22 protein-coding genes and 1 tRNA gene are annotated in these 23,853 nt (G+C 61.3%); 12 read left to right on the plus strand and 11 right to left on the minus strand.

Going from position 1 to position 23,853, the window contains the following annotated elements; translation table 11 throughout:
- Positions 1-98 precede the first annotated feature (98 nt).
- Positions 99-431, minus strand: a complete 333-nt coding sequence (locus HBA54_RS16445; protein WP_167226555.1) for a DUF2946 family protein — start codon at positions 429-431, stop codon at positions 99-101.
- A gap of 524 nt (positions 432-955) precedes the next feature.
- On the opposite strand from HBA54_RS16445, the gene HBA54_RS16450 reads away from it, so the two are divergent.
- The 6 genes from HBA54_RS16450 (at position 956) to spbR (ending at position 8,410) form a co-directional block, all read left to right on the plus strand.
- Positions 956-1,939, plus strand: a complete 984-nt coding sequence (locus HBA54_RS16450) for a TAXI family TRAP transporter solute-binding subunit (protein WP_167226557.1) — start codon at positions 956-958, stop codon at positions 1,937-1,939.
- Between the two features lie 161 nt (positions 1,940-2,100).
- Positions 2,101-4,746 carry a TRAP transporter permease gene (locus HBA54_RS16455; protein ID WP_167226559.1) on the plus strand — a complete coding sequence of 882 codons (2,646 nt, stop codon included), beginning with the start codon at positions 2,101-2,103 and terminating at the stop codon, positions 4,744-4,746.
- A 27-nt stretch (positions 4,747-4,773) separates the two neighbouring features.
- Positions 4,774-5,202: a universal stress protein gene (locus HBA54_RS16460; protein WP_167226561.1), complete on the plus strand. Its 429-nt coding sequence runs from the start codon at positions 4,774-4,776 to the stop codon at positions 5,200-5,202.
- Between the two features lie 104 nt (positions 5,203-5,306).
- Entirely contained in the window at positions 5,307-6,185 is an 879-nt protein-coding gene (locus HBA54_RS16465) for a formylglycine-generating enzyme family protein (RefSeq protein ID WP_167226563.1), read from the plus strand.
- 112 nt (positions 6,186-6,297) lie between these two features.
- Complete coding sequence (locus tag HBA54_RS16470; RefSeq protein WP_167226565.1) at positions 6,298-7,056, plus strand: DUF6969 family protein; 759 nt, start codon at positions 6,298-6,300, stop codon at positions 7,054-7,056.
- A gap of 229 nt (positions 7,057-7,285) precedes the next feature.
- Positions 7,286-8,410 carry a SpbR family protein gene (spbR, locus tag HBA54_RS16475; protein WP_167226567.1) on the plus strand — a complete coding sequence of 375 codons (1,125 nt, stop codon included), beginning with the start codon at positions 7,286-7,288 and terminating at the stop codon, positions 8,408-8,410.
- A gap of 127 nt (positions 8,411-8,537) precedes the next feature.
- On the opposite strand, the gene HBA54_RS16480 is transcribed toward spbR, so the two are convergent.
- The 4 genes from HBA54_RS16480 to HBA54_RS16495 form a co-directional block, all read right to left on the minus strand.
- A complete protein-coding gene (locus HBA54_RS16480; RefSeq protein WP_167226569.1) occupies positions 8,538-9,908 on the minus strand; it encodes a TRAP transporter large permease in 1,371 nt (456 codons plus the stop codon).
- Complete coding sequence (locus HBA54_RS16485; protein WP_167226571.1) at positions 9,908-10,534, minus strand: TRAP transporter small permease subunit; 627 nt, start codon at positions 10,532-10,534, stop codon at positions 9,908-9,910. Before HBA54_RS16485 ends, HBA54_RS16480 begins: the two co-directional genes overlap by 1 nt.
- A gap of 155 nt (positions 10,535-10,689) precedes the next feature.
- Positions 10,690-11,751, minus strand: a complete 1,062-nt coding sequence (locus HBA54_RS16490) for a TRAP transporter substrate-binding protein (RefSeq protein WP_167226573.1) — start codon at positions 11,749-11,751, stop codon at positions 10,690-10,692.
- Positions 11,752-12,014: 263 nt separating this feature from the next.
- Complete coding sequence (locus HBA54_RS16495; protein WP_205944703.1) at positions 12,015-13,049, minus strand: TAXI family TRAP transporter solute-binding subunit; 1,035 nt, start codon at positions 13,047-13,049, stop codon at positions 12,015-12,017.
- 331 nt (positions 13,050-13,380) lie between these two features.
- Here HBA54_RS16495 and HBA54_RS16500 point away from each other — a divergent pair.
- Positions 13,381-13,457 (plus strand) — tRNA-Pro (locus HBA54_RS16500).
- A gap of 174 nt (positions 13,458-13,631) precedes the next feature.
- Here the strand turns inward: HBA54_RS16500 and HBA54_RS16505 are convergent.
- The 5 genes from HBA54_RS16505 to HBA54_RS16525 form a co-directional block, all read right to left on the minus strand.
- On the minus strand, positions 13,632-14,873 hold the full coding sequence (locus HBA54_RS16505) for a 2Fe-2S iron-sulfur cluster-binding protein (protein WP_167226575.1): 1,242 nt from the start codon (positions 14,871-14,873) through the stop codon (positions 13,632-13,634).
- 23 nt (positions 14,874-14,896) lie between these two features.
- The gene (locus tag HBA54_RS16510; RefSeq protein ID WP_167226577.1) at positions 14,897-16,579 is read right to left on the minus strand and encodes an ethylbenzene dehydrogenase-related protein; all 1,683 of its coding nucleotides are present in this window, start codon (positions 16,577-16,579) and stop codon (positions 14,897-14,899) included.
- A 15-nt stretch (positions 16,580-16,594) separates the two neighbouring features.
- Positions 16,595-18,205, minus strand: coding sequence for a sensor histidine kinase (locus HBA54_RS16515; protein ID WP_167226578.1), 1,611 nt, complete (start codon positions 18,203-18,205; stop codon positions 16,595-16,597).
- 104 nt (positions 18,206-18,309) lie between these two features.
- A complete protein-coding gene (locus HBA54_RS16520) occupies positions 18,310-18,729 on the minus strand; it encodes a rhodanese-like domain-containing protein (RefSeq protein WP_167226581.1) in 420 nt (139 codons plus the stop codon).
- Between the two features lie 211 nt (positions 18,730-18,940).
- Positions 18,941-19,444, minus strand: a complete 504-nt coding sequence (locus HBA54_RS16525; protein WP_167226583.1) for a pentapeptide repeat-containing protein — start codon at positions 19,442-19,444, stop codon at positions 18,941-18,943.
- 449 nt (positions 19,445-19,893) lie between these two features.
- Here HBA54_RS16525 and HBA54_RS16530 point away from each other — a divergent pair, with 449 nt between their 5' ends.
- The gene (locus tag HBA54_RS16530; RefSeq protein ID WP_167226585.1) at positions 19,894-20,145 is read left to right on the plus strand and encodes a hypothetical protein; all 252 of its coding nucleotides are present in this window, start codon (positions 19,894-19,896) and stop codon (positions 20,143-20,145) included.
- Between the two features lie 109 nt (positions 20,146-20,254).
- On the opposite strand, the gene HBA54_RS16535 is transcribed toward HBA54_RS16530, so the two are convergent.
- On the minus strand, positions 20,255-21,277 hold the full coding sequence (locus HBA54_RS16535) for a polyprenyl synthetase family protein (protein WP_167226587.1): 1,023 nt from the start codon (positions 21,275-21,277) through the stop codon (positions 20,255-20,257).
- Between the two features lie 167 nt (positions 21,278-21,444).
- Here HBA54_RS16535 and HBA54_RS16540 point away from each other — a divergent pair, with 167 nt between their 5' ends.
- The 4 genes from HBA54_RS16540 to HBA54_RS16555 all read left to right on the plus strand — a co-directional run bounded on the left by HBA54_RS16540 (position 21,445) and on the right by HBA54_RS16555 (position 23,721).
- On the plus strand, positions 21,445-21,660 hold the full coding sequence (locus tag HBA54_RS16540) for a putative signal transducing protein (RefSeq protein WP_167226589.1): 216 nt from the start codon (positions 21,445-21,447) through the stop codon (positions 21,658-21,660).
- Positions 21,657-22,403: a tRNA1(Val) (adenine(37)-N6)-methyltransferase gene (locus HBA54_RS16545; RefSeq protein ID WP_240932721.1), complete on the plus strand. Its 747-nt coding sequence runs from the start codon at positions 21,657-21,659 to the stop codon at positions 22,401-22,403. The genes HBA54_RS16540 and HBA54_RS16545 overlap by 4 nt, the downstream gene beginning before the upstream one ends.
- An 88-nt stretch (positions 22,404-22,491) precedes the next feature.
- A complete protein-coding gene (locus tag HBA54_RS16550) occupies positions 22,492-23,382 on the plus strand; it encodes a S49 family peptidase (RefSeq protein WP_167226591.1) in 891 nt (296 codons plus the stop codon).
- A 72-nt stretch (positions 23,383-23,454) separates the two neighbouring features.
- On the plus strand, positions 23,455-23,721 hold the full coding sequence (locus tag HBA54_RS16555; RefSeq protein WP_167226593.1) for a hypothetical protein: 267 nt from the start codon (positions 23,455-23,457) through the stop codon (positions 23,719-23,721).
- Positions 23,722-23,853 lie beyond the last annotated feature (132 nt).

The raw sequence follows: 23,853 nt of genomic DNA on the forward strand, positions 1-23,853 counted from the left end.
TTTAGGTGCCGGCAGCGGCGCTGCCGGCTGCTTGGCCGCGGGAAGCGGTCAGAGGCTGTTTGTCGGGTTGTGTATTAGGCCGCTGGGAGCGTCTGGCGCTAGACGGGCGGTGCGCGCGTCCGGGGCAGGTTGACGGCCTGCCGCCGTAGCGTGACTTTGCCCTGGGCAACCGGGCGGTCCTGGGCCGTGCAATCCGGTGCCAGGACAATGCTTGCCGGAGGTCCGCTGAGGCTTTGTTGACCAAAGGCCGAGCAGACCGGGCAGCTTTCCAAACCGCCGCCGGAGTCGTGTTTTTCAGCCGGGCGCCCGTCGCCCTGTTCCAGCAGCTGATCCGCCGGCAGGAAGACAATCCCTTCGGCCGTACAGATCTCCATAAAGACCGTGTTTGACGCGGCTTCGGCGGCGGGCGTGAGGGCCGCGACCAGCAACATTGCCAGGCTGTGCCCTAAAAGGGAAACAACCGCTAAAGTTGCAGTGATTCGGCGGATTACAGGGCGTTTCCGTCCTGCCCGCTGGTTCGTTGGGCGGCCTGTTTTGCGCATTACAGGCGAACAATAAGGCAGAATTCCACCCGGAGCCAGTTCGACCGCTGCGACAGAGCGACGCGAGGCAGACTGCGGGATAGAGCCGCAATTGTTCGCCCATCGGTAACTACGGGGTGGACATTGTGCAATGGAACTGTGTTGAATAGCTGCACAACAACGGCGAACAAATCGCCGGATAACAGCACAGGGAACCATCAGCTCTGACAAGTGCTGCGTTACAGCTTAAGCCGCAAGACCGCGTAGGGTCGGCCCGACAGGGGCCCTCCCAAGTCTTGTCTGCGGCTTTTTTACGCTGTTGTTCCTTATACAAGCCTGATTTTCGAATCGGGGGGGAGAGCGGCAGGCCGGGGATACCGGACCTGTCAGTGACAATTTCAACTCAGACCGAAAAGGTCGGGAGCAAAAAACTTATGAAACGCATTGCTTTGAAATCCATTGTCCTCGGCTTGTCCGCAGCGGCGCTGTTGGCGGGCGCTTCGGCATCGGTGCAGGCGGAAGACAAGTTCGTCACCATCGGCACCGGCGGTCAGACCGGCGTCTACTATGTGGTCGGACAGTCGATCTGCAAATTGGTGAACCGCGGTCAGAAGGACCACGGCATCAAGTGCACGGCCCCTTCGACCGGTGGTTCTGTGGCCAACCTGAATGCGATCAGCAACGGTGAGCAGGACATGGGTGTTGCCCAGTCCGACTGGCAGTACCATGCGTACAACGGCACTGCGGCGGATAAGTTCCCCAACGGTGCGAACAAGGACCTGCGCGCGGTGTTCTCCGTGCATCCTGAGCCTTTCACGGTTGTGGCGCGCAAAGACTCCGGCATCCAGACCTTCGCCGACCTGAAGGGCAAGCGGGTCAATGTCGGCAACCCCGGCTCCGGCGCCCGCGGCACGATGGAAGTCGTGATGGGTAAGCTCGGTTGGCAGATGAGCGACTTCAAATTGGCCTCTGAGCTGAAGTCGGCTGAGCAGGCCTCAGCGCTCTGCGACAACAAGATCGACGCCATCGTCTTCACCGTCGGGCACCCAAGCGGTACGATCAAGGAAGCCACGACGTCCTGCGAGTCGATCATCGTGCCGGTGACCGGTGCCGAGATCGATTCACTGGCCAGTGACAACGACTACTATGCCAAGGCGACCGTCGTCGGCGGCACTTACGACGGTACGGCCGATGATGTTGAGACCTTCGGCGTTGGCGCGACCTTCGTGTCTTCGACGAAAGCGGACGAAGACACCATCTACCAAGTGGTGAAGGCGGTCTTCGAAAACTTCGATCGCTTCAAGAAGCTGCATCCGGCTTTCGCCAACCTCAAAGAAGCCGACATGATCACCAACAACCTTTCGGCCCCGCTGCATCCGGGCGCCGTGAAGTACTACAAGGAGCGTGGCTGGATGTAATTCGGCCCGGGGTGGGCGGGGGTCTCCCGCCCACCGCTTCTTTGATTTGGAGTTCTTGCGAAAATACCTGCTTAAAAAATAGCCCGGAAAAGATCGGGCAGATGATTTGGGGACGAAGGGCGCACGCTCAACGGTGCGGCCCTTAAAAACGGGGAACAGATATGGCAGACGATTCGAACAGCGGTCGACCGACCGCTGCGCAGGGCGGGACGACCGGTGCACCGGTTTCCGACGACGACCTGCAGGATTTGGTTGCGTCTTCCGATACCGGCGGCCGCTCGCCGACAGGCATTCCCCTCTACGTTATTCTCTGGACCGCGGCCCTTTGGTCTTTGTTCCAGATCTGGATTGCCTCGCCGTTGCCTTTCGTCGTGGCGGAGGTCACGGGCCTGCCGGTTGTCCTGAACAACACCGAATCGCGTGCGATCCACCTTGGCTTCGCGGTCTTCCTGGCATTCCTGGCCTATCCGGCGATGAAGCGTTCGCCGCGCGCTCACATTCCTGCCCAGGACTGGGTGTTGGCCTTGGTTGGTGCCTTCTGCAGCAGCTACCTTTTCTGGTTCTACGACTCCATCTCCTTGCGCCCGGCGAACCCCAATACGATGGACCTCGTCGTTGCCTGCATCGGCATGGCGATCCTTTTGGAGGCGACGCGACGCGCGCTTGGGCCGCCGTTGACGGTGATCGCCTCGCTTTTCCTGATCTATACATTCTTCGGCCAATACATGCCGGATCTGATCGCGCATAAGGGCGTTTCGCTGGCCGGCGTGGTGAACCATCAATGGATCACCACGGAAGGTGTGTTCGGCGTGGCCCTTGGTGTCTCGACGGACTTCGTTTTTCTCTTCGTGCTTTTCGGCGCGCTTCTCGACAAGGCCGGGGCCGGCAATTACTTCATCAAGGTTGCCTTCTCGCTGCTCGGCCACTATCGCGGCGGCCCGGCGAAAGCCGCGGTCGTTGCCTCTGCGATGACCGGGCTCATTTCCGGCTCCTCCATCGCAAACGTGGTCACCACGGGCACTTTCACCATTCCGATGATGAAGCGGGTCGGCTTCTCGCCGGAGAAGGCCGGTGCCGTAGAGGTCGCTTCTTCGGTGAACGGACAGATCATGCCGCCGGTCATGGGCGCTGCTGCTTTCCTGATGGTGGAATACGTCGGCATCACCTACTTCGAGGTGGTGAAACATGCCTTCGTACCCGCGCTGATTTCCTATATTGCGCTGGTCTACATCGTGCATCTTGAGGCGATGAAAGCGGACATGAAGGGGCTCCCCCGCGCCTCCGCGCCGACCCCCTTGATGAAGTTTCTGATCATGACGGCATTCGGTATCGCCGTGGTCTGCGGCCTTGCCCTGGCCACCTATTACGGTCTGGGCTGGATCAAGACGCTTTTCGGGGATGCTGCCGGTTGGGTGATCGCCGGTCTGCTGTCAGTGGTCTACATCGGGATCGTTCGGTTTTGTTCGATCTATCCGGATCTCGAACTCGACGATCCGAATGCACCGATCGTCTCTTTGCCGAAGGTCGGTCCGACTGTGAAGTCGGGTATCCACTTCATCCTGCCGGTTATCGTACTGATATGGTGCCTGATGGTTGAGCGGCTGTCACCGGGCCTTTCGGCGTTCTGGGCGACGGCCTTCATGATCTTCATCGTGTTGACGCAGCGTCCCCTGTTTGCCGTGTTCCGAGGCCGGAGCGAGCTTGGTTCCATGGTGACCCTGGGTACCACCGAACTCGGCGAGGGCTTGGTCGCCGGTGCGCGCAACATGATCGGCATTGGTATCGCCACGGCGACTGCGGGCGTCATCGTGGGTTCGGTTTCCCAGACCGGCGTCGGCCTCGTACTGGCCGAGTTGGTGGAGATCCTGTCTTTCGGAAACATTCTGCTGATCCTGCTGTGGACCGCGATCTTGAGTCTGATTCTCGGTATGGGCCTGCCGACGACGGCAAACTACATCGTGGTGTCGGCGCTGCTGGCACCGGTGATCGTGCAGCTCGGCCAGGATGCCGGGCTTATCGTGCCGCTGATTGCCGTTCATCTCTTCGTCTTCTACTTCGGGATCATGGCCGATGTCACACCGCCGGTGGGCTTGGCGTCTTTTGCCGCGGCAGCGGTTTCCGGCGGCGATCCGATCAAGACGGGCTTTGTCGCCTTTTTCTATAGCCTGCGGACTGCCGCTCTGCCGTTCCTCTTCATCTTCAATACCGACCTGCTGCTGATCAACGTGGGTTGGGTTGGCGGTATTGTGGTCTTTATTGTCGCTACCGCTGCGATGCTCATATTTGCTGCGGCGACCCAGGGCTTTTTCCTGGCCCGCAACCGCGCCTATGAAACGGTGCTGCTGCTGCTCATCGCCTTCACCCTGTTCCGCCCGGGATTCTGGATGGACATGGTCTCGCCGCCGACCCAGGATGTGTCGCCGACCCAGATCATGGAGGTGGCCGATCGTATGCAGCCGGGTGAAACCCTGCGCATTCGGGTTGACGGTGTCGATGCCGTCGGGGACCTGCGCAGTTTCGTTGCTCTCTTGCCTTTGGGCGAGGGCGCGACCGGGGAGGAGCGCTTGCAGGCGGCTGGCCTGGAGTTGCTGATCGATGGTGATCAGGTACTGGTCGACAATGCCGTTTTCGACTCTCCTGCGGAAGCGGCCGGTCTTGAGTTCGATCAGGTGATTGTCACGGTCAGTGAGCCCGTCGATCAGCTGCCCAAGGAGCTGATGTACATCCCGGCGCTGCTTGTGCTGGGTTTGATCATCGTCATGCAGCGTGGCCGCCAGCGCAGGCAGCCGGCTGCGGCGGTCGCTTAGGTTATCGGTAAGGGGGAATTCAGTTTCATGTTCAAGGACATTCTGCTGCCGGTCGATCTGGGTGATCGCGAATCTCAGCAAAAAGCCGTGAAGGCGGCGGTGGAGTTCGCCAAGGCCTTCGGCAGCCGCCTGCACGTTCTGACCATTGTACCGGACTTCGGTATGAGCATTGTCGGCGGCTTCTTTCCCAAGAACTTCGAAGAGGAGGCGCTGGAAGAAGCCAACAAGCAGCTTCACGCCTTTGTCGCGGAGGTTGTTCCCAGTGATGTCAAGGTGCAGCACATCGTCGCCCACGGCACGATCTATGAGCAGATCCTGCATTTTGCGCGGGAGACCAAGGTCGATCTGATCGTCATGGCCTCTCACCGGCCGGAGTTGCAGGACTACCTGCTGGGCCCTAACGCGGCACGGGTGGTGCGTCATGCCAATTGCTCGGTGACGGTGGTGCGCGACTGACCGCCTCAACCCGGCATCCGGCTCTTGCCTGCGAAGATCTGTCCTACCGAAATGTGATCTGCCGTTAGTGGATTGGCGGCCGCTGCGCCGTCTATGGTGTCCTCATGGCAGGCTATCGACCCTTCATCATCCAGGTTATCGGCGCACTGACGGTGCTGCTGACGGCAGCCGCCACTGTGCCGGCTATTGCGGGATCGCAAGCCTTCGATCCGCCGGAGGTGATCGGGATTCCCGGTGGCGCTTTCGTGGCCGGGTCCGACCGGGCGGAGCGTGAGGCGGCCTATGGCCTGGACGAAGCGGCCTATGGTCACAGCCGAACCCGCGAGGGACGCTGGTATGAAGGCGAGCGGCCGCGGGGCGGCGTCACCCTGCCGGCTTACGATATCACCCGTACAGCGATCACCAATCGCCTCTACGCGGCCTTTGTCGCGTCGACCGGACATCCGGCGCCCGATGTCGACCCGCGGACCTGGGCCGGCTACGGCCTGATCCATCCCTATGAGCGCACCCGGCGTCATGCCTGGCAGGCCGGCCGTCCGCCGGCGGGCCGGGAGGATCATCCGGTGGTCCTGGTCTCCCATGAAGACGCGCAAGCCTTCGCCGCCTGGCTGAGCGCCGAGACCGGCCGCCGCTGGCGCCTGCCGAGCGCTCTGGAATGGGAGAAGGCGGCGCGCGGGGTGGAGGGGCGCCGGTTTCCCTGGGGGGATGGCTGGGATCCGGAGAGGCTCAACAGTCATGACCGGGGACCCTTTGACACACTGCCGGTCGGCGCCTTTCCGGCGGGGGCGAGCCCCTACGGCCTGCTGGACCCCGCGGGCCAGGTCTTCGAGTGGACAGCGAGCCCGGCGGGCGAGGGGCGTTATCTGGTCAAGGGCGGTTCCTGGGACGACAGCGGCTGCGGGGTCTGCCGCCCGGCGGCCCAGCACAGCCGCCCCCAGGCGCTTAAACACATTCTCATCGGCTTTCGCCTTATCGTAGAATAGGGCTATTCTGGTATGTCGATTGTCGCGTCGGCAATCCGGGTGCTAGCTTCACGCCGAAGTGAAGCGTCGTGGCCTCGTATTGAGGGGCAGGCATGTGTAGGTAACAGGGATCATGAGAAGCGAAGCACAAATCAGAGAAAGCGCGCTCGACAGCGATTTTGACCTGAAACGGCTATCCTCCGAAGAACTTCAGGCCATGGCCGAGGCCGGGCGTGAAGTGGCGGAAGTTCACCGTGTTCTCGCCAAGACCAGCGACAACATCGTTGGCGAACTGCTGAAGAACAACGGCACCTTTTACGAGTGGGATCACTACCCGCCCGGTGACGTTTACGATCACGAGACCCACGGGCAATATTACTACCACGCCCATGCGATCGATCAGCGTTTCGAAGGCGAGCACGGCCATTTCCATACCTTCGTCCGGCCAAAGGGGATGCCGCCGGGGATCAAGCCTGCCCCGGTAGCGGGTTTCATGAAGCCGAAAGACCCCAACGATGCCCTCAGCCACCTGATCGCCATCTCAATGACGCCAGGCGGGCTGCCTTTCCGGATTTTCACCGTGAATCGCTGGGTTACCGGCGAGGTGTGGTACAGCGCCAAGGACGTCGCCGTGCTGCTCGAGTACTTCAAAATCGACCACACACAACCGTCCTGGCCGGTGAATCGCTGGGTCACGGCCATGGTCCAACTCTACCGGCCGCAGATCATCGATCTGCTTGAGGCGCGCGATCGCAAGGTGGCGCTCTGGCAGCAGCAGAATCCGGACGGGGATGTCTTTGAGGACCGCGATCTGGAGGTGACGTCCTATCTGGATGTCGATCCGAACGTACAGATCCAATCGGTCGCCAAGATCCTTCTAAGCCGCCAATAAAGCGCCGATAAGATCATCCTGAAGTAGAATTTCGGTTGTTCTCGGCGCCGGAACAGAAGCTTTGTCGGGCTGCAAAGCCAGATCCTGTCCGCGTTGTGTATGCCCGCGGCGTATTTTAAGCATGAATTAACGTGGCCCGGGGATACTTCGACTGCGGGACTATGCGTCTTCGGACGACCAAGTGGCGCCCGTCCCAGAAGAGACAAAGAGTGGTTTGAACGGGAAACACATGGTAGGAATTCTTTCTCAGGACGATGTTGCGCGCTTGATGGCTGACCCTTCGCCGTCAGTGCGCGCCGAGACCACTTCCAAGATTGCGGCGCAGTATGACAGCCGGCATCCGCGGATGAGCGATGCCGAGCGAAAGATTGCGGAGGAGATCTTCCGCAAGCTGGCGCAGGATGCCGAGATCCGGGTCCGTGAAGCCCTGGCGGCCAACCTGAAGACGACACCGGATCTGCCTCATGATCTTGCCCTCAGCCTTGCGCGGGATGTCGACGCGGTGGCGTTGCCGGTTCTGAAGTACTCGGAAGTCCTGACCGACGAAGATCTTATCAATATCGTCCGTGACGAAGATGCCGCGGCCAAGCAGGTCATGATCGCACAGCGGGCGAGTGTGTCCGGGGCCGTGGCCGATGCGCTGATCGATACCGGCAATGAGACCGCGGTGGCACGCCTGGTCGCCAATGAAGGCGCCGACCTGAGCGAGGGGGCCCTGGACCGCGTGCTGAGCGACTATGAAGACAGCGAAGCGGTTTCCGATTCCCTGGCCCGCCGGCCGAGCCTGCCGGCCAGCATCTCAGAGCAGCTTGTCAGCGCTATGACCGAGAAACTGCAGGGCTATCTTGTCAGCAAGCACAACCTCTCACCCGACGCGGCCAGCAACCTGATCCTGCAGACCCGCGAGCGGGCAACCGTGAGCCTGCTGAACCGCAGTTCTTCCGATGCCGAATTGGAAGAGCTCGTGTACCAGCTTTACGCCAATGGCAGGCTGACGACGTCTTTGATCATCCGGGCGCTTTGCATCGGTGACATGTCCTTCTTTGAGGCCGCCATGGCGCGCCTGGCCGGCGTTCCCTTGAAGAACGCGCGCATGCTCATCCACGACCAGGGTGACCTTGGGCTGAAATCGCTTTGCGAGAAGGCCAAGATGCCGTCGCGCCTGATGAACGCCGTTTCCGCGGCAGTGCGGATCCTGGACGAGGAAGAATATGACGGCGGGCGCAACGATCGCGAGCGTTTCGTCACCCGCATTATCGAGCGTCTGCTGACCCAGTTCGAAGACCCTGCTTCGACCATGACCAAGGACGATATCGATTACCTGATGGCGAAGCTGCACCAGCTCGCCGCCTAGACCGGATCCTGGTCGGCAGGATCCACGTTAGATCCCGGCTTACCCGAGAAACAACGACGGCGCCGACCTGGTGATCAGGTCGGCGCCGTTTCTTTGTTGTCGGACCGTCGGGGTCTGTTTGGTCGCCTTAGTTCAGCAACACCCGCGGCAGCCAGAGGGCGATGTCCGGGAAGGCGATCACCAGGCCGAGCCCGGTGAGCTGCAGCAGCACAAAGGGGATGATGCCTTTGTAGATCTGCTGGATCTTCACCTCCGGTGGCGCCACACCCTTCATGTAGAACAGCGCAAAGCCGAAGGGTGGCGTCAGGAAGGATGTCTGCAGGTTGACCGCCAGCAGGATCGCAAACCAGTAAACCATCTCGCCCGGGGGTACATGGTCGCCGAAGTCGAGCTCGGCAATGATCGGCGAGAAGACCGGCAGGACGATCAGCGTTATCTCGATCCAGTCGAAGAAGAAGCCCAGGAAGAAGACGATCGCCATGAGCACGAAGAGCAGGCCCCAGGAGCCGAAGCCCAGGCTCTCGACCAGTTCGATGATGATGTCGTCTCCGCCCAGGGAACGGAAGACGTAGGAGAAGCAGGTTGCGCCGATGAAGATACCAAAGAGCATGCCGCCGGTCAGGGCGGAACGCTCAATGACATCTTTCAGTACCGTAAAGCTCAGCCGCCGGTTCAGAAAGGCCAGAAGAATGGCGCCGGCGCCGCCCACGCCGGCGGCCTCCGTCGGCGTTGCCCAGCCGAAGACAATCGATCCCAGGACCAGGAATACAAGGAAGAGCGGCGGGACAAAGGAGCGCGATACCAGAATGATCAAGCCCATGGCGCTGTCCGGGCCCTCGTCGGCTGACAGCGGCGGGGCGAGCTTCGGCTTGAAGCCGCAGAGCACCAGGATGAAGAACATATAGAAGGCCGCCAGCATGAAGCCGGGAATGATCGCGGCAACGAAGAGATTGCCAACGGAGCGTGACAGCAGGTCGGCCATGATAACCAGCATGATCGACGGCGGGATCAGAATGCCGAGGGTTCCGGAGGCGGCGATGGTACCGGTTGCCAGCGGGGTGTTATAGCTTTGCTTCAGCATCACCGGCAGGGCCAGCAGGGTCATCATCACAACCGAAGCGCCGATGATCCCGGTGGTCGCGGCCATGATGGTACCCATCAGAGTGACCGAGAGGGCAAGGCCGCCGGGAACCCGGCGCAGCAGGACCTGAAGACAGTGCAGAAGGTCGCTCGCCACGCCGCTGCGTTCCAGCATCGTGCCCATGAAAATGAACATCGGGATCGCGGTGAGGACGAGGTTCTCGGCGATGCCGCCCCAGATGCGCGGGGCGACATTGAAGAACTGAATGAACGAGAAGACATCGAAGGCCATGCCGATGAAGCCGAAGGCAAGGCCGATGCCGCCCAGGACGAAGGCCACGGGATAGCCGCTGAACAGCAACAGCGCCAGGGCCCCGAACATGAAGAGCGGCAGGTAGTCTTCGATATAGAATTCCATCAGCGCCGCTCCCCATCCTGGTTGTCCGGCCCCGGTTGGTCCTCCAGTTCTGGAAGAGAAATCTTGTCCAGGGGTTCGGCCTCGGCCTCCTCGATCTCGTGGACCTGCTGGCGCAGGGGTTCGGGGCCGAACAGCTCGACAATTTTGCGCAGCACCACGGCCACGCCGCTCAGGGCCAGGAAAATAAAGCCGAGGGGGATGACTGACTTGATGATCCAGCGGTGGGTCAGGCCGGTGGCCGAGGCCGAAACCTCGCTGGTGGCAAACGATTTGTGGGTGTAGTCGACAGCGAAATAGATCACCAGGGCGCAGTAGGGAATGAGGAACAGCAGGCAGCCTGCCAGCTCTATCCACCACCGGGTTCTTTCGCTGAGGTTCTCGCGCAGCAGATCGATGCGCACATGGGCGTCTTTCAGGTAGGCGAAGCCCAGGCAGAAGGCGAAGAGGATGGTGTGGAAATGCCACTCCAGCTCTTGCAGCTTTGTCGAACCGAGAACAAAGAAACGCCGGGTCACCACGTCGAAGACGGTAACCACGATCAATGCCAGGCCCGCCCAGGCGGCGATCTTACCGACCTTCGTGATGACGCGGTCCAGCCCCTCGCTGACGCGTATCAAGACTTCCATGTTGCTTCCCATTCTGTCCTGTTTAACGGCCCGGGCGACTCTGCCGCCGCTGCCGCTCGTCGGAAAGAACAGCGCCGGAGCCTCGTTTCGAGAGCTCCGGCGCGGCTGTCGCTTATGGCCTTCTTAGCGGGCCCTCAGACGCTGTGACGCTGGGATCACAGGTATCCCAGCTCGTCCCAGATCTTGTACTGCTCACGGAACGCGCTGTAGGACTCCCAGACTTTCTTGAAGTTCGGGTTGTCGGCGGCCAGCTCGCCGGCGACTTCGTTCCAGGCGCCGTTGAGCGTATCAAGCATCTCGGGCGGCCAGCGGTGGATACTCACACCCTTTTCCTTGAGCTCCGCCAGGGCGGCACCCTGAATCGCTTCACCCTCGGCGAGGCCTTCGCGGACGTTGTCCCCGCAGACCATTTCAATCTGCGCCTTCTGGGTATCGGAGAGGGCGTCGTACTTCTCCTTGTTCATCAGCAACTCGAACAGGGTCGCCTGCTGATGCCAGCCCGGGAAGTAGTAGTGCTTGGCGACCTGGTAGAAACCGAGGTTCAGGTCGATGGCCGGCATGGAGAACTCGGTCGCATCGATGGAGCCGCGCTCCAGGGCCGGGAAGATGTCACCGCCGGCCAGAAGCTGGGTGGAAACGCCCATCTTCTCCATGACCTTGGCGCCGAGGCCGAAGAACCGCATCTTCAGGCCCTTCAGGTCGTCGACAGAGTTGATTTCCTTGCGGAACCAGCCGGAAGCCTCGGGCGCGATGACGCCGCAGGTGACGGCCTTGATGTTGAACGGGCTGTAGAGCTCGTCCATCAGCTCTTTGCCGCCTCCGTAGTACATCCAACCGAGGTATTCACCGGCGCGTGGGCCGAAAGGCACGGCCGAGAACATGGCGAAGGTCTCGTCTTTGCCGACCCAATAGCCGGCCGTCGACCAGGCTGCGTCCAGCGAGCCTGCCGAGATGGAATCGAACATCTCAAGCGGCGGCACCAGGGCACCGGGCTCGAAGAACTTCAGGCGGATGTTGCCGCCGGTGGAGCGTTCCATCTTTTCGGAAAGGCTGACGCCCAGGGTACCGAGCTGGGTGAGCTTGCTGCCAAAGGCGCTGCCCATGTTCCAGCGGATACGTTTGTCTTGAGCCTCGGCGTCGCCGGGCCACGCAAATGCCACGACGGCGCCGATAGTAAGCGCCGAGACGGCAAGCTTGAAGGTATCGCGGATGCGCATGTCGACTAAGTCCTCCCGTGTTGTTCACACCCACCGTGTATCCCGGCGGGCTTTGGTTTTATTTCCCCCCTCTGGAGGCTACCCAAGTCCCTAATTTAGGCATCCCTCAAAGTGCAGAGAAGCTAGCCCAAGGTACCCCGGCGAACAAGCCCAAAGCATGGTCGGATAGAGTCGTTTGAATGTATGCCTATGACCGTGAAACAACGTTTTCCGGTCAAGCTGACAGGCCCTATCGGTGAGAGATATCCGGCGTTTGGGTTCGCTCAGCTCGGGTCGGGCGCGCCGGTACGGCGCCTCAATACCCCGACCTCGCGGTAGAAGCGCAGCGCCCCGGCATGAAGCGGTATGCCGACCCCCTCCAGCGCCGTCTCCAGGCGGATCGCGCGGCCTTTGGCGTGGCCCCGGTCCAAAAGGCGTCGCGCGTCACTGCGCCACAGGGCCTGGAGGATGCCGTAGACGGTTTCTTCGCTGACGTCGTCGCGCGTGATCCACTGCGCGGCCACAGTCAGCGTCTCCACCTTTCGAACACCCTCATAGGTGCCGCCGGGAATGACATCAAGCTGCAGGAAGGGATTGACCTTGACGAGCTCGGCGGTTTCCGGACCGTTGAGGGGCAGCAGGCGGATTTTCGCCTGTTCGCTGGCCCATTGAATGACCTTGGCGGGATAACCCGCAATCAGGAAAAAGGCATCCAGCTCACCGGTGACCAGCTTTTCCATGGCGTCGTCCGACTTGAGGTAGGACACGAAAACGCCTGTTTCGACGAGGTCGAAAGCCTCCAGAACAAGCTCGGCGCCGACCAGCGTGCCGGAGCCTGCCTCGTCCAGGGCGACACGGCGTCCTGCCAGGTCGCCGACGCTTTCGATGTCGCTCTCGTCGCGCACCACGATGTGAAAAGATTCCGGATAGAGATTGGCGATGGCGCGCAGGGATGTCTGACGCCCGTCCTCTTCAAAGGCGCCAACGCCGCTAAAAGCCCAGAAGGCGACGTCGGACTGAACGAAGCCGGACTCGATCTGCCCAGCGGCAATGCCCTTCACATTGGCCACCGAGCCGCTCGAAGACTGGGCAACGGCAACGAGGCCCGGAACGCCGCAGACCTCCTCCGCTTCGCAGTGCCCGGCGGGGTTGCTGATGGCCTGGGCGACCAGCCCGGCGATGGGATAATAGGTGCCCCCAATGCCGCCGGTGCCGATGCGGAACAGCGAAAGCTGCTCCGCGGCGAGCGGGGAGGCTGCAAAACACAGCAGAATCACGGCAGCCAGCTTTGGAAGCGGCCTCGGCGGAGCCTTGCTCACGTTCTCACATTTCCATCAACACAAAGAGGGGCAACGCCCGATAAAAAAGTTCTGCGGGGGCGGGTTTCAGCCCGGGACTGAACACAAATAAGGTCCCTCTGCTCCCCAAGTCCAGGCATATCCCGCCCGATCACAATGTTCACGTCAAGCAATCAATCTCAGGTTATATGGTGAATTATCGCAGAATAGCCGCCGATTCGTTAAGGAGTTGTCGTACGCAGGCTCGATCGCGACCAGATTGCCGGTCTTTGGGTTCTGGGGCAGCGGCCCTGCTTCCCGGACTACTGGCGGGATTGCAATGCCCTGTGGGAATCGCTATAACGCGCCGCGCCGGGGAGTAGCTCAGCCTGGTAGAGCACTACGTTCGGGACGTAGGGGCCGGAGGTTCGAATCCTCTCTCCCCGACCAACTAACGGGTATTTGACGACGATAAGTCTCGTCAGCCCTGGATTGGTCCGGCAAGCAGGCGCAGCAAGCCCTCTCGGGAAATCAGAATTATCCGGTCCAGGCGACACCCGTGACGGGCAGGGGCCAGAGTGTCTGGCCCAAGCCCCGGTCAACCTTAACCCCGATAACCTTGCGTCAGCCGGGCTGGCGTCCGGACGTAGAGGCCACCACCTCGCCGGGGGCTGTGTCATTGGCCGCGCCCGGGGCTGCTCCCGGGGCCGCCCCGGAGGTGCTGCCCTGACGCTCCTGCGCGGCTTGATGGACGGCCTGGACGCTCTGGGGCTGTCCGCTGCCCGGGTTGTGGCGCAGACGGCCGACCGGCAGCAGCTTGCGAAAACCCGACAGCAGCTTGTTGAAGTTCCTGGGCGGTTCGTCGACCTGTTCCGCCTGGCCGCCCGCGTGAAAGGGGTCCGCGTGAATCTGCTCTTTCCTGATACCGAAGTCCGCGACGACCTTTGACACCGCGTTGACCATTTCGGGTGGCCCGGCCATGTAAAACTGTGCCGTGGTATGGGCGATCAGATCCTGCGTCAGCACATCGGTCAGCATGCCGGTGCGGCGCTGGGTCTCGCCCTGTGGTTCGGAGAGTACCGTTTCCACTTTCAGGTTTTTGTAACGGGCGACCAGCCCCTGAAGTTCGCCTTCGTCGTAGACGTGCTCTTCGCTGCGGACACCGAAATACAGATGCACCCGGCGGTCCGGCTGGTTGAGCAGTGCCGTACGGATAATCGATTTGGCCGGCGCCAAACCGGAGCTGCCGGCGACCAGCACCAGTGGGCTGCGGTCTTCCGGACGCAGATGGGCGTTACCGAAGGGGCCTTCGATCTTGACCGTGTCGCCGACCTTCAGGTCCTCGGCGATGTGATTGCTGACGGCGCCGCCGGGGATCAGCCTGATATGGAATTCCAATGCTTCTTCGCCCGGGGTATTGGCCATGGAGTAGGCGCGGGCAGGCAGATCCGCAAACCGCAGGCGCGCGAACTGTCCGGCGGCGAACTGCAGGGTTTCTTCCGGCCAGACGAAGATGCGTTTGATGGTGGGGCTGACCTGCTCGATGTTCGTCACCTGGGCATCCATCTTGCGGATCGGCAGGTCGATGCTGAGCGTTCCGCCGAGCCAGGATACATGCACATCGCAGAGCGGCTTGGCCCGGCAGGCGAGCACAAAGCCGGCGCTCTTCTCGGCGTCGGTCAAAACCTCGCGGTCATAGCCCGACATGCTGACGTCGCCCGCGAGCAGCAGGCTCTTGCATGCCCCGCATTCACCGGTGCGGCATCCGTGCGGGAAGGGAACGCCGGATGCCAGGGCGGCGTCCAGAATTGTTGAGCGCCCGGTCTCTACCGGCAAAGGCCACTGTCTGATGGTAAGTCTGGTCATGTCGGCAGGGTCCTTGGATCGGGTCAACGCAGCTCGAGCTGCACGGGTCTCAGGTGGAAACTGTGTCGGGTTTGTGTGTGATCAAACACCGCGACCCAGAGGTAGGTCCCGTCGCCGATCGTTACGTCGTAGTCGGATGTCGCCTCAAGCTTGCGCTTGACCTCCATGCGCCACCAGCCGTCATGCCATTGGGCGACGGCCTCAACGTCGCCGCGGTCGCCCTGAAAGGGCTCTTCGGCGATCACGCTTGGCATGATTGTTCCGATGGGAAACTGGGCATCGCCTTCAGGCGTGGCCGGAACCATCAGGCTGCGTGGCAGCCACCAGAGACCTTCGTCGCTGACCGTTGGATCCATAGAGATGGGGCCCATACGCTCTTCCAGGATTTCAGGCGAGCGGGGCAGCCAGCGGGGCTGTATCGTTCCGGTGTCGAACTTCTCCCAGTTCATGGTAAAGCCGCCGCCGGACTTCGGATCCTGGGTGTAGCCGCCGGTGTAGCGCGCCGAGGGGTTCTCGGGCGCTGTGCGCGGCGGGCCGAAGTAGTTGTCGTCGATCTGCCCCAGGGGGCCGCCGACGCGAACCGACTTCCAATGCCAGACATCGACCACCGAGCCGTCTGTCGTGTAGTGCAGTCCACGGCCGCCTTTCGGGCCCGGTAAGCCGCTCAGCGGGCGCTGGCCGAGGTGGGAGGTATGCAGCGCGGCAAGCTGTGAGTCCTCCGACAGCATGACCGCAAACTTGTCCTCGTAGTATTCGTCTTCATCAGCGCGCGCGAAGTCGGTTTGCACCACGCGCCAACCCTCGGCGGTTTTCTCCAGTGGCAGATGCTTCTGGCTGCGCGTCGTGTCGGGCCACTCGAAGAGCAGATAGGCGTTCTCGCCGTCGTGTACCGCACGGAGATGAACCGGGGTCGTTCCGTCGGGCAGGTTGGCCCCCTTGTGGGTATCGACCACCACCACGGCGGCGCTCTGCCAGGCCGCATCGTCGACCTCTCCGTCCAGGCTCGGCGGGGCGCTCACCTTCTCGACGATCAGCTTGTTCAAAGTCATCTGGTCGAGGGCGAACAGACCGGCCGCGAAGGCGCCGGCGCCGGCGAAGGCAATCAGCGCCGCAGCGATGTAGGCGAGCCGAGGTGTCACGATTTTCAACAGGCCGCGCCAGCCGGCCATAGCCCACTGGGCGATCACATGAAGGAAGATATAGGCGAAAAGCGTCCAGGCCACGATGCGATGCAGACTGGTCACCAGGCTTTGCTCACCCGGCCACAGATTGAAATACATCAGGCTGCCGGTGACGGCAGCGGCGCCGACCAGCAGGAAGGCCAACCAGTAGATAAGAACGTTGATGGATTGCCAACGGGTCCGGCGGTCATGGGACGAGAGCGCCCGAAAGCGGCTGGCATCCAATGCGACGCGGGGGGCAAGGCGGGCGACGAGAAGGAAAACGACGTAGGCGATACAGGCCGCCGTCAGTGCCCAGGCGGACCATATGTGCAGCACATAGACGTCGCCCTGCGGCAGAACCGCAGTGACGGCTAATGACCAGGAAGCATCCAGAGCATCGCTGGCAATTCTAAGGCCGGTGGTAAGGTTAACAAGGAAGAGAGCGACGATGGTCCAGTGGAGGGCTGCGGTAGCGAAATCGCTTCGAAGTCGCTGTTGCCAGCCGGCCGGGGCGGCCGGTTCCGGCACATCTGCTTTCTGCACAATCAAGTTCCCTGCTCAATCACCCCCCATGCGGCTTAGTTGCGCCACCTTCTTTTCAGGCGGGTGTGCCTGTTGATCCTCGAATTCCTCGGCCTCTCCCAAAGCTGGCGGAAGGACAATGCTGGCTGTTGTGCCTACCCCCCTTTCGCTTCTCAACCTTAGCTCACCAGAGTGCAGTTCGACCAGTGCCTTTGTAAGCGGCAGCCCCAGGCCGGTGCCTTCGAAACGCCGCGAGAGAGAATGATCAATCTGCGTAAAGGGTTGCATGGCTAACGCCATTTCCTTCTCGGTCATGCCGATGCCTGTATCGGCAACCTGAAGCTCGCTGACACCGTTGCCGGAGAGCACGGCTTTCAGGGTGACGCTGCCACCGCTGGGCGTAAATTTGATGGCGTTGGAAAGAAGGTTAAGAAGGATCTGCCTAAGCCGGGTTTTGTCCGCAACAAGGTCTGGCATGTGGGCCGCTGACTCGACTTTCATGGCGACCCCGGCGCTCGAGGCGCGCTCTCCCATCAAACGGCTGCACGAGCTGAACAGATCGTCGATATTGATGCGATCATGACGGAGATCCAGCTTGCCGGCTTCGACCTTGGCGATGTCGAGAATGTCGTTGATGATTTCCAGCAGGTGTCGCCCGCTTTGATGAATATCGACGGCGTATTCGTTGTAACGGTCGTTGCCCAGGGCGCCGTGCAACTCGCGCTGCATGATTTCTGAAAAGCCGATAATGGCATTCAGCGGCGTGCGCAGTTCGTGGCTCATGTTGGCCAGGAATTCCGACTTTGCCCGGTTGGCGGCCTCCGCCTCGTCGCGCGCCTGGGCCAGCTCTGCGCTGCGCTTTGCCTCCTCCTCCTGAAGGCGCTGGTTTTCGATCGACTTGGCTTTGAACACCTGGACGGCACGGGCCATATCACCCACCTCGTTGCCGCGGTCCAGGTTCGGGACATCCGCCGAGATCTCGCCCGTCGCGATGCGTCGCATGGAAGCAACCAGCGAAGTGACCGGACGGGCGATGCGGAAGACGAGGAGATACCAGATGACCGCCAGGGCGATCAGCCCGCTGCCGAAAGCAGCGGCCGACCAGGCCGAGAGCTTTGCCTGGATGCGCTTCAGTTCCTCGAAGTTCTCGGCAGAATGCTCCGCCACGCGTTTGCGAACAGTGTCGGTAAAGACACTCAGCGCGCCACGGTAATCCAACCACTCATCGTGGTTACGCTCCAGGCGCGCCAGCTCGGCTGGTGAAGGGACCGGCTCGGTCACCTCAAACAGCAACCGGGTCCGTTCAAGAAAAGCCGGCAGCCCTTTAATCGCTTTTGCGGCGCGCGCTTTTGTCTGCTCGTCGGAGAAGTCCGAGAGACGTTCGTCCACCAGGCCCCAGTGCTCGATGATGCGGTTGCCGAGACCGGGCAGTTCATAGGCGATACTCTGCGCCGCGTAGACCCCGCCGCTGACACCGATGATCCGATAGCTGAGGAGGGCCAGGTCGTTTGCCAGGGTGTCGATGGCCCGACGGGAGGCCTCGTTTTCCTCAACGATGTCGCGCATCAGCGCATGATCGCGCTGCAGCGCATAGGAAAGCGCCGCGAACTGTGCAACCAGGACAACCAGAAACACCAACAGGGCCATCTGGGCCTGAGTCCTGATCCTTCCGAACCATCCTAGCCGTCGAGCCCGACGAACCAAAAGGCGAGCCCTTTCATCTATCAATTACGCCAGACCTCTTTAGCGGGTCAGCGCGCGATGGGAAACTCACTGGAAGCCCATTCGGAAAATCCGCCGCGCATCCACATCACGTTGGTATACCCGGCCTCGACGGCACGTTTGGCTGCCCAGTAGCTTTTCCAGCCGGTTGTGCCATGACTATAGAACAGAACACTATCGGACTTGTTTGGCCCAAGAAAGCTGGTGTCCAGGGTTGTTTCCTGCGCGTCGTAGTATGCCGCCGCAGACTGTGCCCCCGGCACGTGCCCGTCGACAAAGGACGCTTTTTTGCGCAGATCGTAAATGAAAATGCCTTGTTCCAGCATCGGCTTCAGCTCTTGTGCTGACACGATGGTTACGCCCTCAAGATTTAGGGGCGTTTCCTCCGCGGCACCGGCTGGTCCGGCAAGACCCAGACAGAGAACAACGGCACTAATAAGCCACCTCATGACAAGTCACTCCGTTTCGTTAAGCATATTTTAGCTCACAAACTAGTGACTGGAAACTAATGAGGCATTAACAGCCGTGGCCCTATCAAACCGAAAGTTGATGAAGCTTTCGTGAAGAGTATGCGTGGCGGCGTTCGCCGCGCTCTTCTCCATGATCGATCTCGCCCATTTTGTGAGCGAAAAATACACCCAATAGAAGAGGAAGTAATATTTAGTGCCGTCGGCGTTGTATTGCGATCCGATCGAGCATGCGGGTGTCGATGTTCGTCGGCAGCCCGGTCCGGGGGCTTTCCCCCATTTCGGCGGTGCCGAGGCGGGCCCCTGCCAGGGTTGCATCCGCCAAATCGGTGCCGCGCAGGTCGGCCTTCTCAAAATCCGATCGGGAAAGATCCGCACCGCATAGACTGGCGGCGTCCAAGCGGCTGTTTTCGAACCGGCAGCCGGCCAGGGTGGTCCTTTCAAGCTTTGCGTTGGACAGATCGGTGTCGCTGAAATCGCATTCGATGATATCGGCGCCGCTCAGATCGATCCCCTGAAGATCCATGCCCGAGAGATCGCAGCGCAGCAGGACAACCCGGCGCCCATCCCAGGCGCCTTGTTGGTAGCGCGCGTGAACTGAGAGCAGTTTTTCCAGTTCCTTACGGCTTATCCGCCGGCGGCTCAGCACGTGCTGCGGCGGGCGGTCTCGCGTGATGAACTCAGGAAATCCGGACATTTTCTGCGCCTCCGTGTGGTCGTTCCTTCGGCCTGTATAAAGACGGTGGACAAAAAAAGGGGGGCCGAAGTAATCCGGGCCCCCCAATCTTGAATATGCAACATACGGTCACAATCGTCCGAGAGATCTAAGATGCGATGCGAAGTATTTAGATCAGGAACTGAGAATTTTTGATCTCTCTATGTGATGATGAGAATATACTTCCGGCTCGATTGAATGTCAACTACAGAACGAAATTTTTTGCATTTATATTCGATATGTAAAATTTTATATTATTAATTATAGGGCAATATAGCCGTATAATGCCACAAAAGTTCGAAGATCGGCTTTAATTAGGGCAATATAGCAAAATCAGGGTTTTGCCTGCGGGCGAAATGTCCGTCTTTCTCTTGATGTTAGGGACTAATTGCCCTATTGTAGGGTTCGGATGGCAATTAGAGGGGGAGGTGATGAGCGAATCCGCGGATCGGGATATGCCGGCTGAGGAATTGCACCGTATCTGTACTCAGCTCTACGGCACAGTACGCTGGCAAACCGCTTTGTCGCGGGAACTGCGGGTTAATGATCGCACGGTGCGGCGTTGGGCCTCCGGCGATACCGCTATCCCGCATCCGGTGGCGCTCTGCGTCCGCCTGATGGCGTTCCTGGACGAATTGAGCTGGTTAGGCGAATGGCGCCAGTTGATGGAGGACGAGGCTTAGCCCGAACTGTATCAACGCTCAATTTGAGGCAAATTGGAGCGCTAATACAGGCTCTGCTTTGGTGCGGTACAGTGCCTGAGCCTCTAAACTCAAGCTGCGGCTGAGCCGTTCAGTAGGCCCGTCCGACACAGAAATCGACGATCTCGCGAAGCGCGGCCTTTGCCGGACCTTCGGGAAAGCGCTCAAGGGCATCACGGGCTGAAACCGCATATTCCCGCGCCTTGGCCATGGAATCTGCTAAAGCATCGTGTCGCTGCATCAGGGCTATGGCTTTTTCGAGGTCGCCTTCCTGATGCTCCTGGTCCTCCAGACAGCGCCGCCAGAAGGTTTTTTCGTCCTGGTTTGCGCGCTGGAAGGCCAGGACAACCGGCAGCGTGATCTTGCCGTCACGGAAATCGTCCCCCACGGATTTGCCGAGATCGGCCTGCAGGGCGGAGTAATCAAGCACATCGTCGACCAGTTGGAAGGCGATGCCGAGATCCCGGCCGAAATTCTCCAAGGCCAGTTCTTCCGCTTCCGGCCGCTCGGCGACGACGGCGCCGATGCGGCAGGCGGCGGCGAAGAGCGCCGCCGTCTTGGCCTCCACCACCTCCATATAGGCGCGCTCGTCGGAGCTGGTATCGTTGGCCGTCATGAGTTGGAGGACTTCGCCCTCGGCGATCACCGCCGAGGCGTTCGAGAGGATGCGCAGGACATCCAGGCTGCCGTCGGCGACCATAAGCTGGAAGGCCCGGCTGAACAGGAAATCCCCCACCAATACGCTGGGTTTGTTGCCCCAGACGGCATTGGCGGTGGCTAGGCCGCGGCGCAGGTCGCTGGCATCGACGACATCGTCGTGCAGCAGGGTTGCGGTATGGATGAACTCCACACAGGCCGCCAAGCCCAGATGACGCTCGCCCCGATAGCCGCAAAGCTTGGCTGCGGCCAGGGTCAGCATCGGCCGCAGCCGCTTGCCGCCGGCGGCTATGATATGCCCGGCCAGTTGAGGGATCAGCGCCACAGGGGAGTCCATATGGACCACGATCAGGCGGTTGACCGCCTGCAGATCCTCGGAAACAAGCGCTGTCAGGGGTTCCAGCCCGGTTCTCTCAGGGCCTTTTTCCTCCTTGCCGATTTCGGCGACTAGCGCCACGACGGACCTCTCACGCTCAATCAATCCCCTTCATAAGGCGCGCCCCGACGGCCGCCATAGTCCAGCCCGGTAGTCGTTTCCGGGTACTGAGAGCAGCATAGGTTTAACCGCCGGGCGGTCAAGTCTGATACCCCGGGTGCGACGAAAGGCGCTATAAGAGTTTCGACATGAAAGAACTGCTCCGCACCAACGATATGGTCAAGCTCTCCTGGCTGGAGGCGCTGCTGACCGACGCCGGCATCGAGATCCTGGTTCTCGATCAACACACCTCCGTTCTCGAAGGGTCGATCGGCATTCTGCCGCGGCGCCTGATGGTCGGCGATCGGGACTACCTGCGCGCCAAGCAGGTCATGCAGGAAGCGGGGGAGGAGACCAGTCCTTGACCCTGCCGACCGTCATGACCGAGGACAGCCTGCTCGACGGAAAGGTGCAGCTGCGCCAGCCCGCGGAGGGCTATCGGGCGGCGATCGATCCGGTGTTGCTGGCGGCGGCGACGCCGGCTGTCGCAGGGGATGTCGTGGCTGACCTGGGGTGCGGTGTCGCCTCGGCGAGCCTCTGCCTGTTGCATCGGATTCCGGAGGTCCGGCTGGTCGGCCTGGAGCTGCAGCCGTTGCTCGGCAAACTGGGGCAGGAGAATGCGCAACTGAATGCTGTCGAAGACCGGCTCTCGGTCCACATCGGCGATGTGCGCGCACCGCCGGCCTCAGTCGCAGCGGCCGGTTTCGATCATGTGATGATGAACCCGCCCTACCTGGATCCGGCGGCGGCCCGGTTGTCCCAGCACGAAGTGCGCCGGATCGCGACGGTGGAGGGAGAGGCGGGCCTGGCCGCCTGGATGAACTGCGCCCTCGGCCTGCTGCGTCCGCGGGGCAGCCTGACTTTGATTCACCGCGCCGACCGCCTCGATGAGATCCTGGCCCGGCTCTCCGGCGATTGCGGGCATCTGACCGTTCTGCCGCTTTGGCCGCGTCTGGGGCAGCCGGCCAAGCGGATCATCGTTCAGGCCCGTAAAGGCACCGGCGCGCCTTTACGGCTGCTGCCCGGTCTTGCCCTGCATGACGAGAGCGGCACTTACAGCGCCGCCGCCGAAGCGGTTCTGCGAAAGGCCGAAGCTTTGCCCCTGTGAGGTTTTATCCCTGTGAGGTTTGCCAGATTTAGGGCGTATTTCGTTCTGTGGATTTGGAAAGCGCCGCCTTAGGCCTTATGTTGCAGGTATGGCTTTGCGATCAATCATAGACCTTCTGACGTTCCGCTGGCTGCGCCCGCGCCGGCCCGAAGTGGCGGTGCTGCGCCTGGCCGGCGTCATCGGCGGATTCGGCCCCCTGCGCAGCGGTATGAGCCTGGCGAGCCTGGAATCGCTGATCGAACGCGCCTTTTCCGTTCCTCATCTGAGTGCCGTCGCCCTGGTCATCAATTCGCCCGGCGGCTCGCCCTCGCAGTCCGCCCTGATCGCCAACCGCGTGCGCGATCTGGCGCGCGAGAAGGAAGTCCCGGTGCTGGCCTTCTGTGAGGATGTGGCGGCCTCCGGTGGATACTGGCTGGCCTGTGCGGCCGATGAGATCTTTGTGCAGCCGACTTCTATCGTCGGCTCGATCGGGGTCATCACCTCCGGTTTCGGATTTACCGAGGTGATGCAGAAGCTCGGCATTGAGCGCCGCGTCTATACCGCCGGTGAACACAAGTCGACGCTTGATCCTTTCAGCCCGGAAAACGCCGAGGATGTGGTCCGGCTGAAGGCCCTGCAGGAGGATTTGCACGAGGTCTTCAAGAAGACGGTCCGTGAGCGGCGCGGTCATCGCCTGAAGGCCGAGGAAGATGTGCTTTTCAGTGGCGAGTTCTGGTCCGGCGGCAAGGCCGTCGAGCTTGGTCTGGCCGATTCGGAAGGCGAGCTGCGCCAGGTGCTGCGCGACCGTTTCGGCAAGCGGCTGCGGCTGCGCCGTATCCAGGCGCCCAAGCGCCTGTTGCGGCGTCTGGGCCTCGGGCGGGGTCAGGCGGAAGCCGGCTTCGCGGTCTGGAGTGACGGCCTGCCGGGGCCGGCGGACTGGGCCGCCGGTGCGCTCGCCGCTGTCGAGGAGCGCTCGCTCTGGTCGCGTTTCGGGCTCTAGGCGCTTCTGACAATTGCCGCTGCCGGGTCGCCATCGCTTGACCCGGCGGGCCCGGCACCGCTAAATGCCGCCATGTTTGGACTTCCTTCAATTCAGAAGCTGATCGTTCTGGGCCTGGTCATCGCCGCGGTCTGGTACGGCTTCAAGTTCCTTGGCCGCTTGCAGGCCGCCCGCAAGGCTGAAGCCAAGCTGCGCGCGGCCGAAGGCAAGAAGCCGCAAAAAAGAAAGGCCGAGCCGCCTACGGCGGGCACCGACAAGGTGGCTGACCTGGTGCCCTGTCCGTCTTGCGGCGCTTATGTCCAGGCGGACAGCCGTTGCAGCTGCGGGCATAAGCTCTGATCCTGCTGTGCTTTCATTAACTCTCAGACCGCTGCGGCCAATCCCTTGGCTTGATTCGGGTTGGGCGCCCCGCTAAGGTTCGCCCGCATTTACTGCGGTGCAGCATGCGGCGCCGCGCCAAACCAGCCCAAA

It is taken from the genome of Pelagibius litoralis (genome assembly GCF_011683915.1).
GTDB lineage: Bacteria > Pseudomonadota > Alphaproteobacteria > Kiloniellales > Kiloniellaceae > Pelagibius > Pelagibius litoralis.

Coding starts and splice junctions, on each gene's coding strand:
- HBA54_RS16485 (WP_167226571.1), bottom strand. CDS start 10,534: ATGGAAGTCTTGATACGCGTCAGCGAGGGGCTGGACCGCGTCATCACG.
- HBA54_RS16465 (WP_167226563.1), top strand. CDS start 5,307: ATGGCAGGCTATCGACCCTTCATCATCCAGGTTATCGGCGCACTGACG.
- HBA54_RS16460 (WP_167226561.1), top strand. CDS start 4,774: ATGTTCAAGGACATTCTGCTGCCGGTCGATCTGGGTGATCGCGAATCT.
- HBA54_RS16450 (WP_167226557.1), top strand. CDS start 956: ATGAAACGCATTGCTTTGAAATCCATTGTCCTCGGCTTGTCCGCAGCG.
- HBA54_RS16480 (WP_167226569.1), bottom strand. CDS start 9,908: ATGGAATTCTATATCGAAGACTACCTGCCGCTCTTCATGTTCGGGGCC.
- HBA54_RS16525 (WP_167226583.1), bottom strand. CDS start 19,444: ATGTCCGGATTTCCTGAGTTCATCACGCGAGACCGCCCGCCGCAGCAC.
- HBA54_RS16550 (WP_167226591.1), top strand. CDS start 22,492: ATGGCTTTGCGATCAATCATAGACCTTCTGACGTTCCGCTGGCTGCGC.
- HBA54_RS16490 (WP_167226573.1), bottom strand. CDS start 11,751: ATGCGCATCCGCGATACCTTCAAGCTTGCCGTCTCGGCGCTTACTATC.
- HBA54_RS16505 (WP_167226575.1), bottom strand. CDS start 14,873: ATGACCAGACTTACCATCAGACAGTGGCCTTTGCCGGTAGAGACCGGG.
- HBA54_RS16515 (WP_167226578.1), bottom strand. CDS start 18,205: ATGGCCCTGTTGGTGTTTCTGGTTGTCCTGGTTGCACAGTTCGCGGCG.
- HBA54_RS16470 (WP_167226565.1), top strand. CDS start 6,298: ATGAGAAGCGAAGCACAAATCAGAGAAAGCGCGCTCGACAGCGATTTT.
- HBA54_RS16455 (WP_167226559.1), top strand. CDS start 2,101: ATGGCAGACGATTCGAACAGCGGTCGACCGACCGCTGCGCAGGGCGGG.
- HBA54_RS16445 (WP_167226555.1), bottom strand. CDS start 431: ATGTTGCTGGTCGCGGCCCTCACGCCCGCCGCCGAAGCCGCGTCAAAC.
- HBA54_RS16530 (WP_167226585.1), top strand. CDS start 19,894: ATGAGCGAATCCGCGGATCGGGATATGCCGGCTGAGGAATTGCACCGT.
- HBA54_RS16540 (WP_167226589.1), top strand. CDS start 21,445: ATGAAAGAACTGCTCCGCACCAACGATATGGTCAAGCTCTCCTGGCTG.
- spbR (WP_167226567.1), top strand. CDS start 7,286: ATGGTAGGAATTCTTTCTCAGGACGATGTTGCGCGCTTGATGGCTGAC.
- HBA54_RS16520 (WP_167226581.1), bottom strand. CDS start 18,729: ATGAGGTGGCTTATTAGTGCCGTTGTTCTCTGTCTGGGTCTTGCCGGA.
- HBA54_RS16555 (WP_167226593.1), top strand. CDS start 23,455: ATGTTTGGACTTCCTTCAATTCAGAAGCTGATCGTTCTGGGCCTGGTC.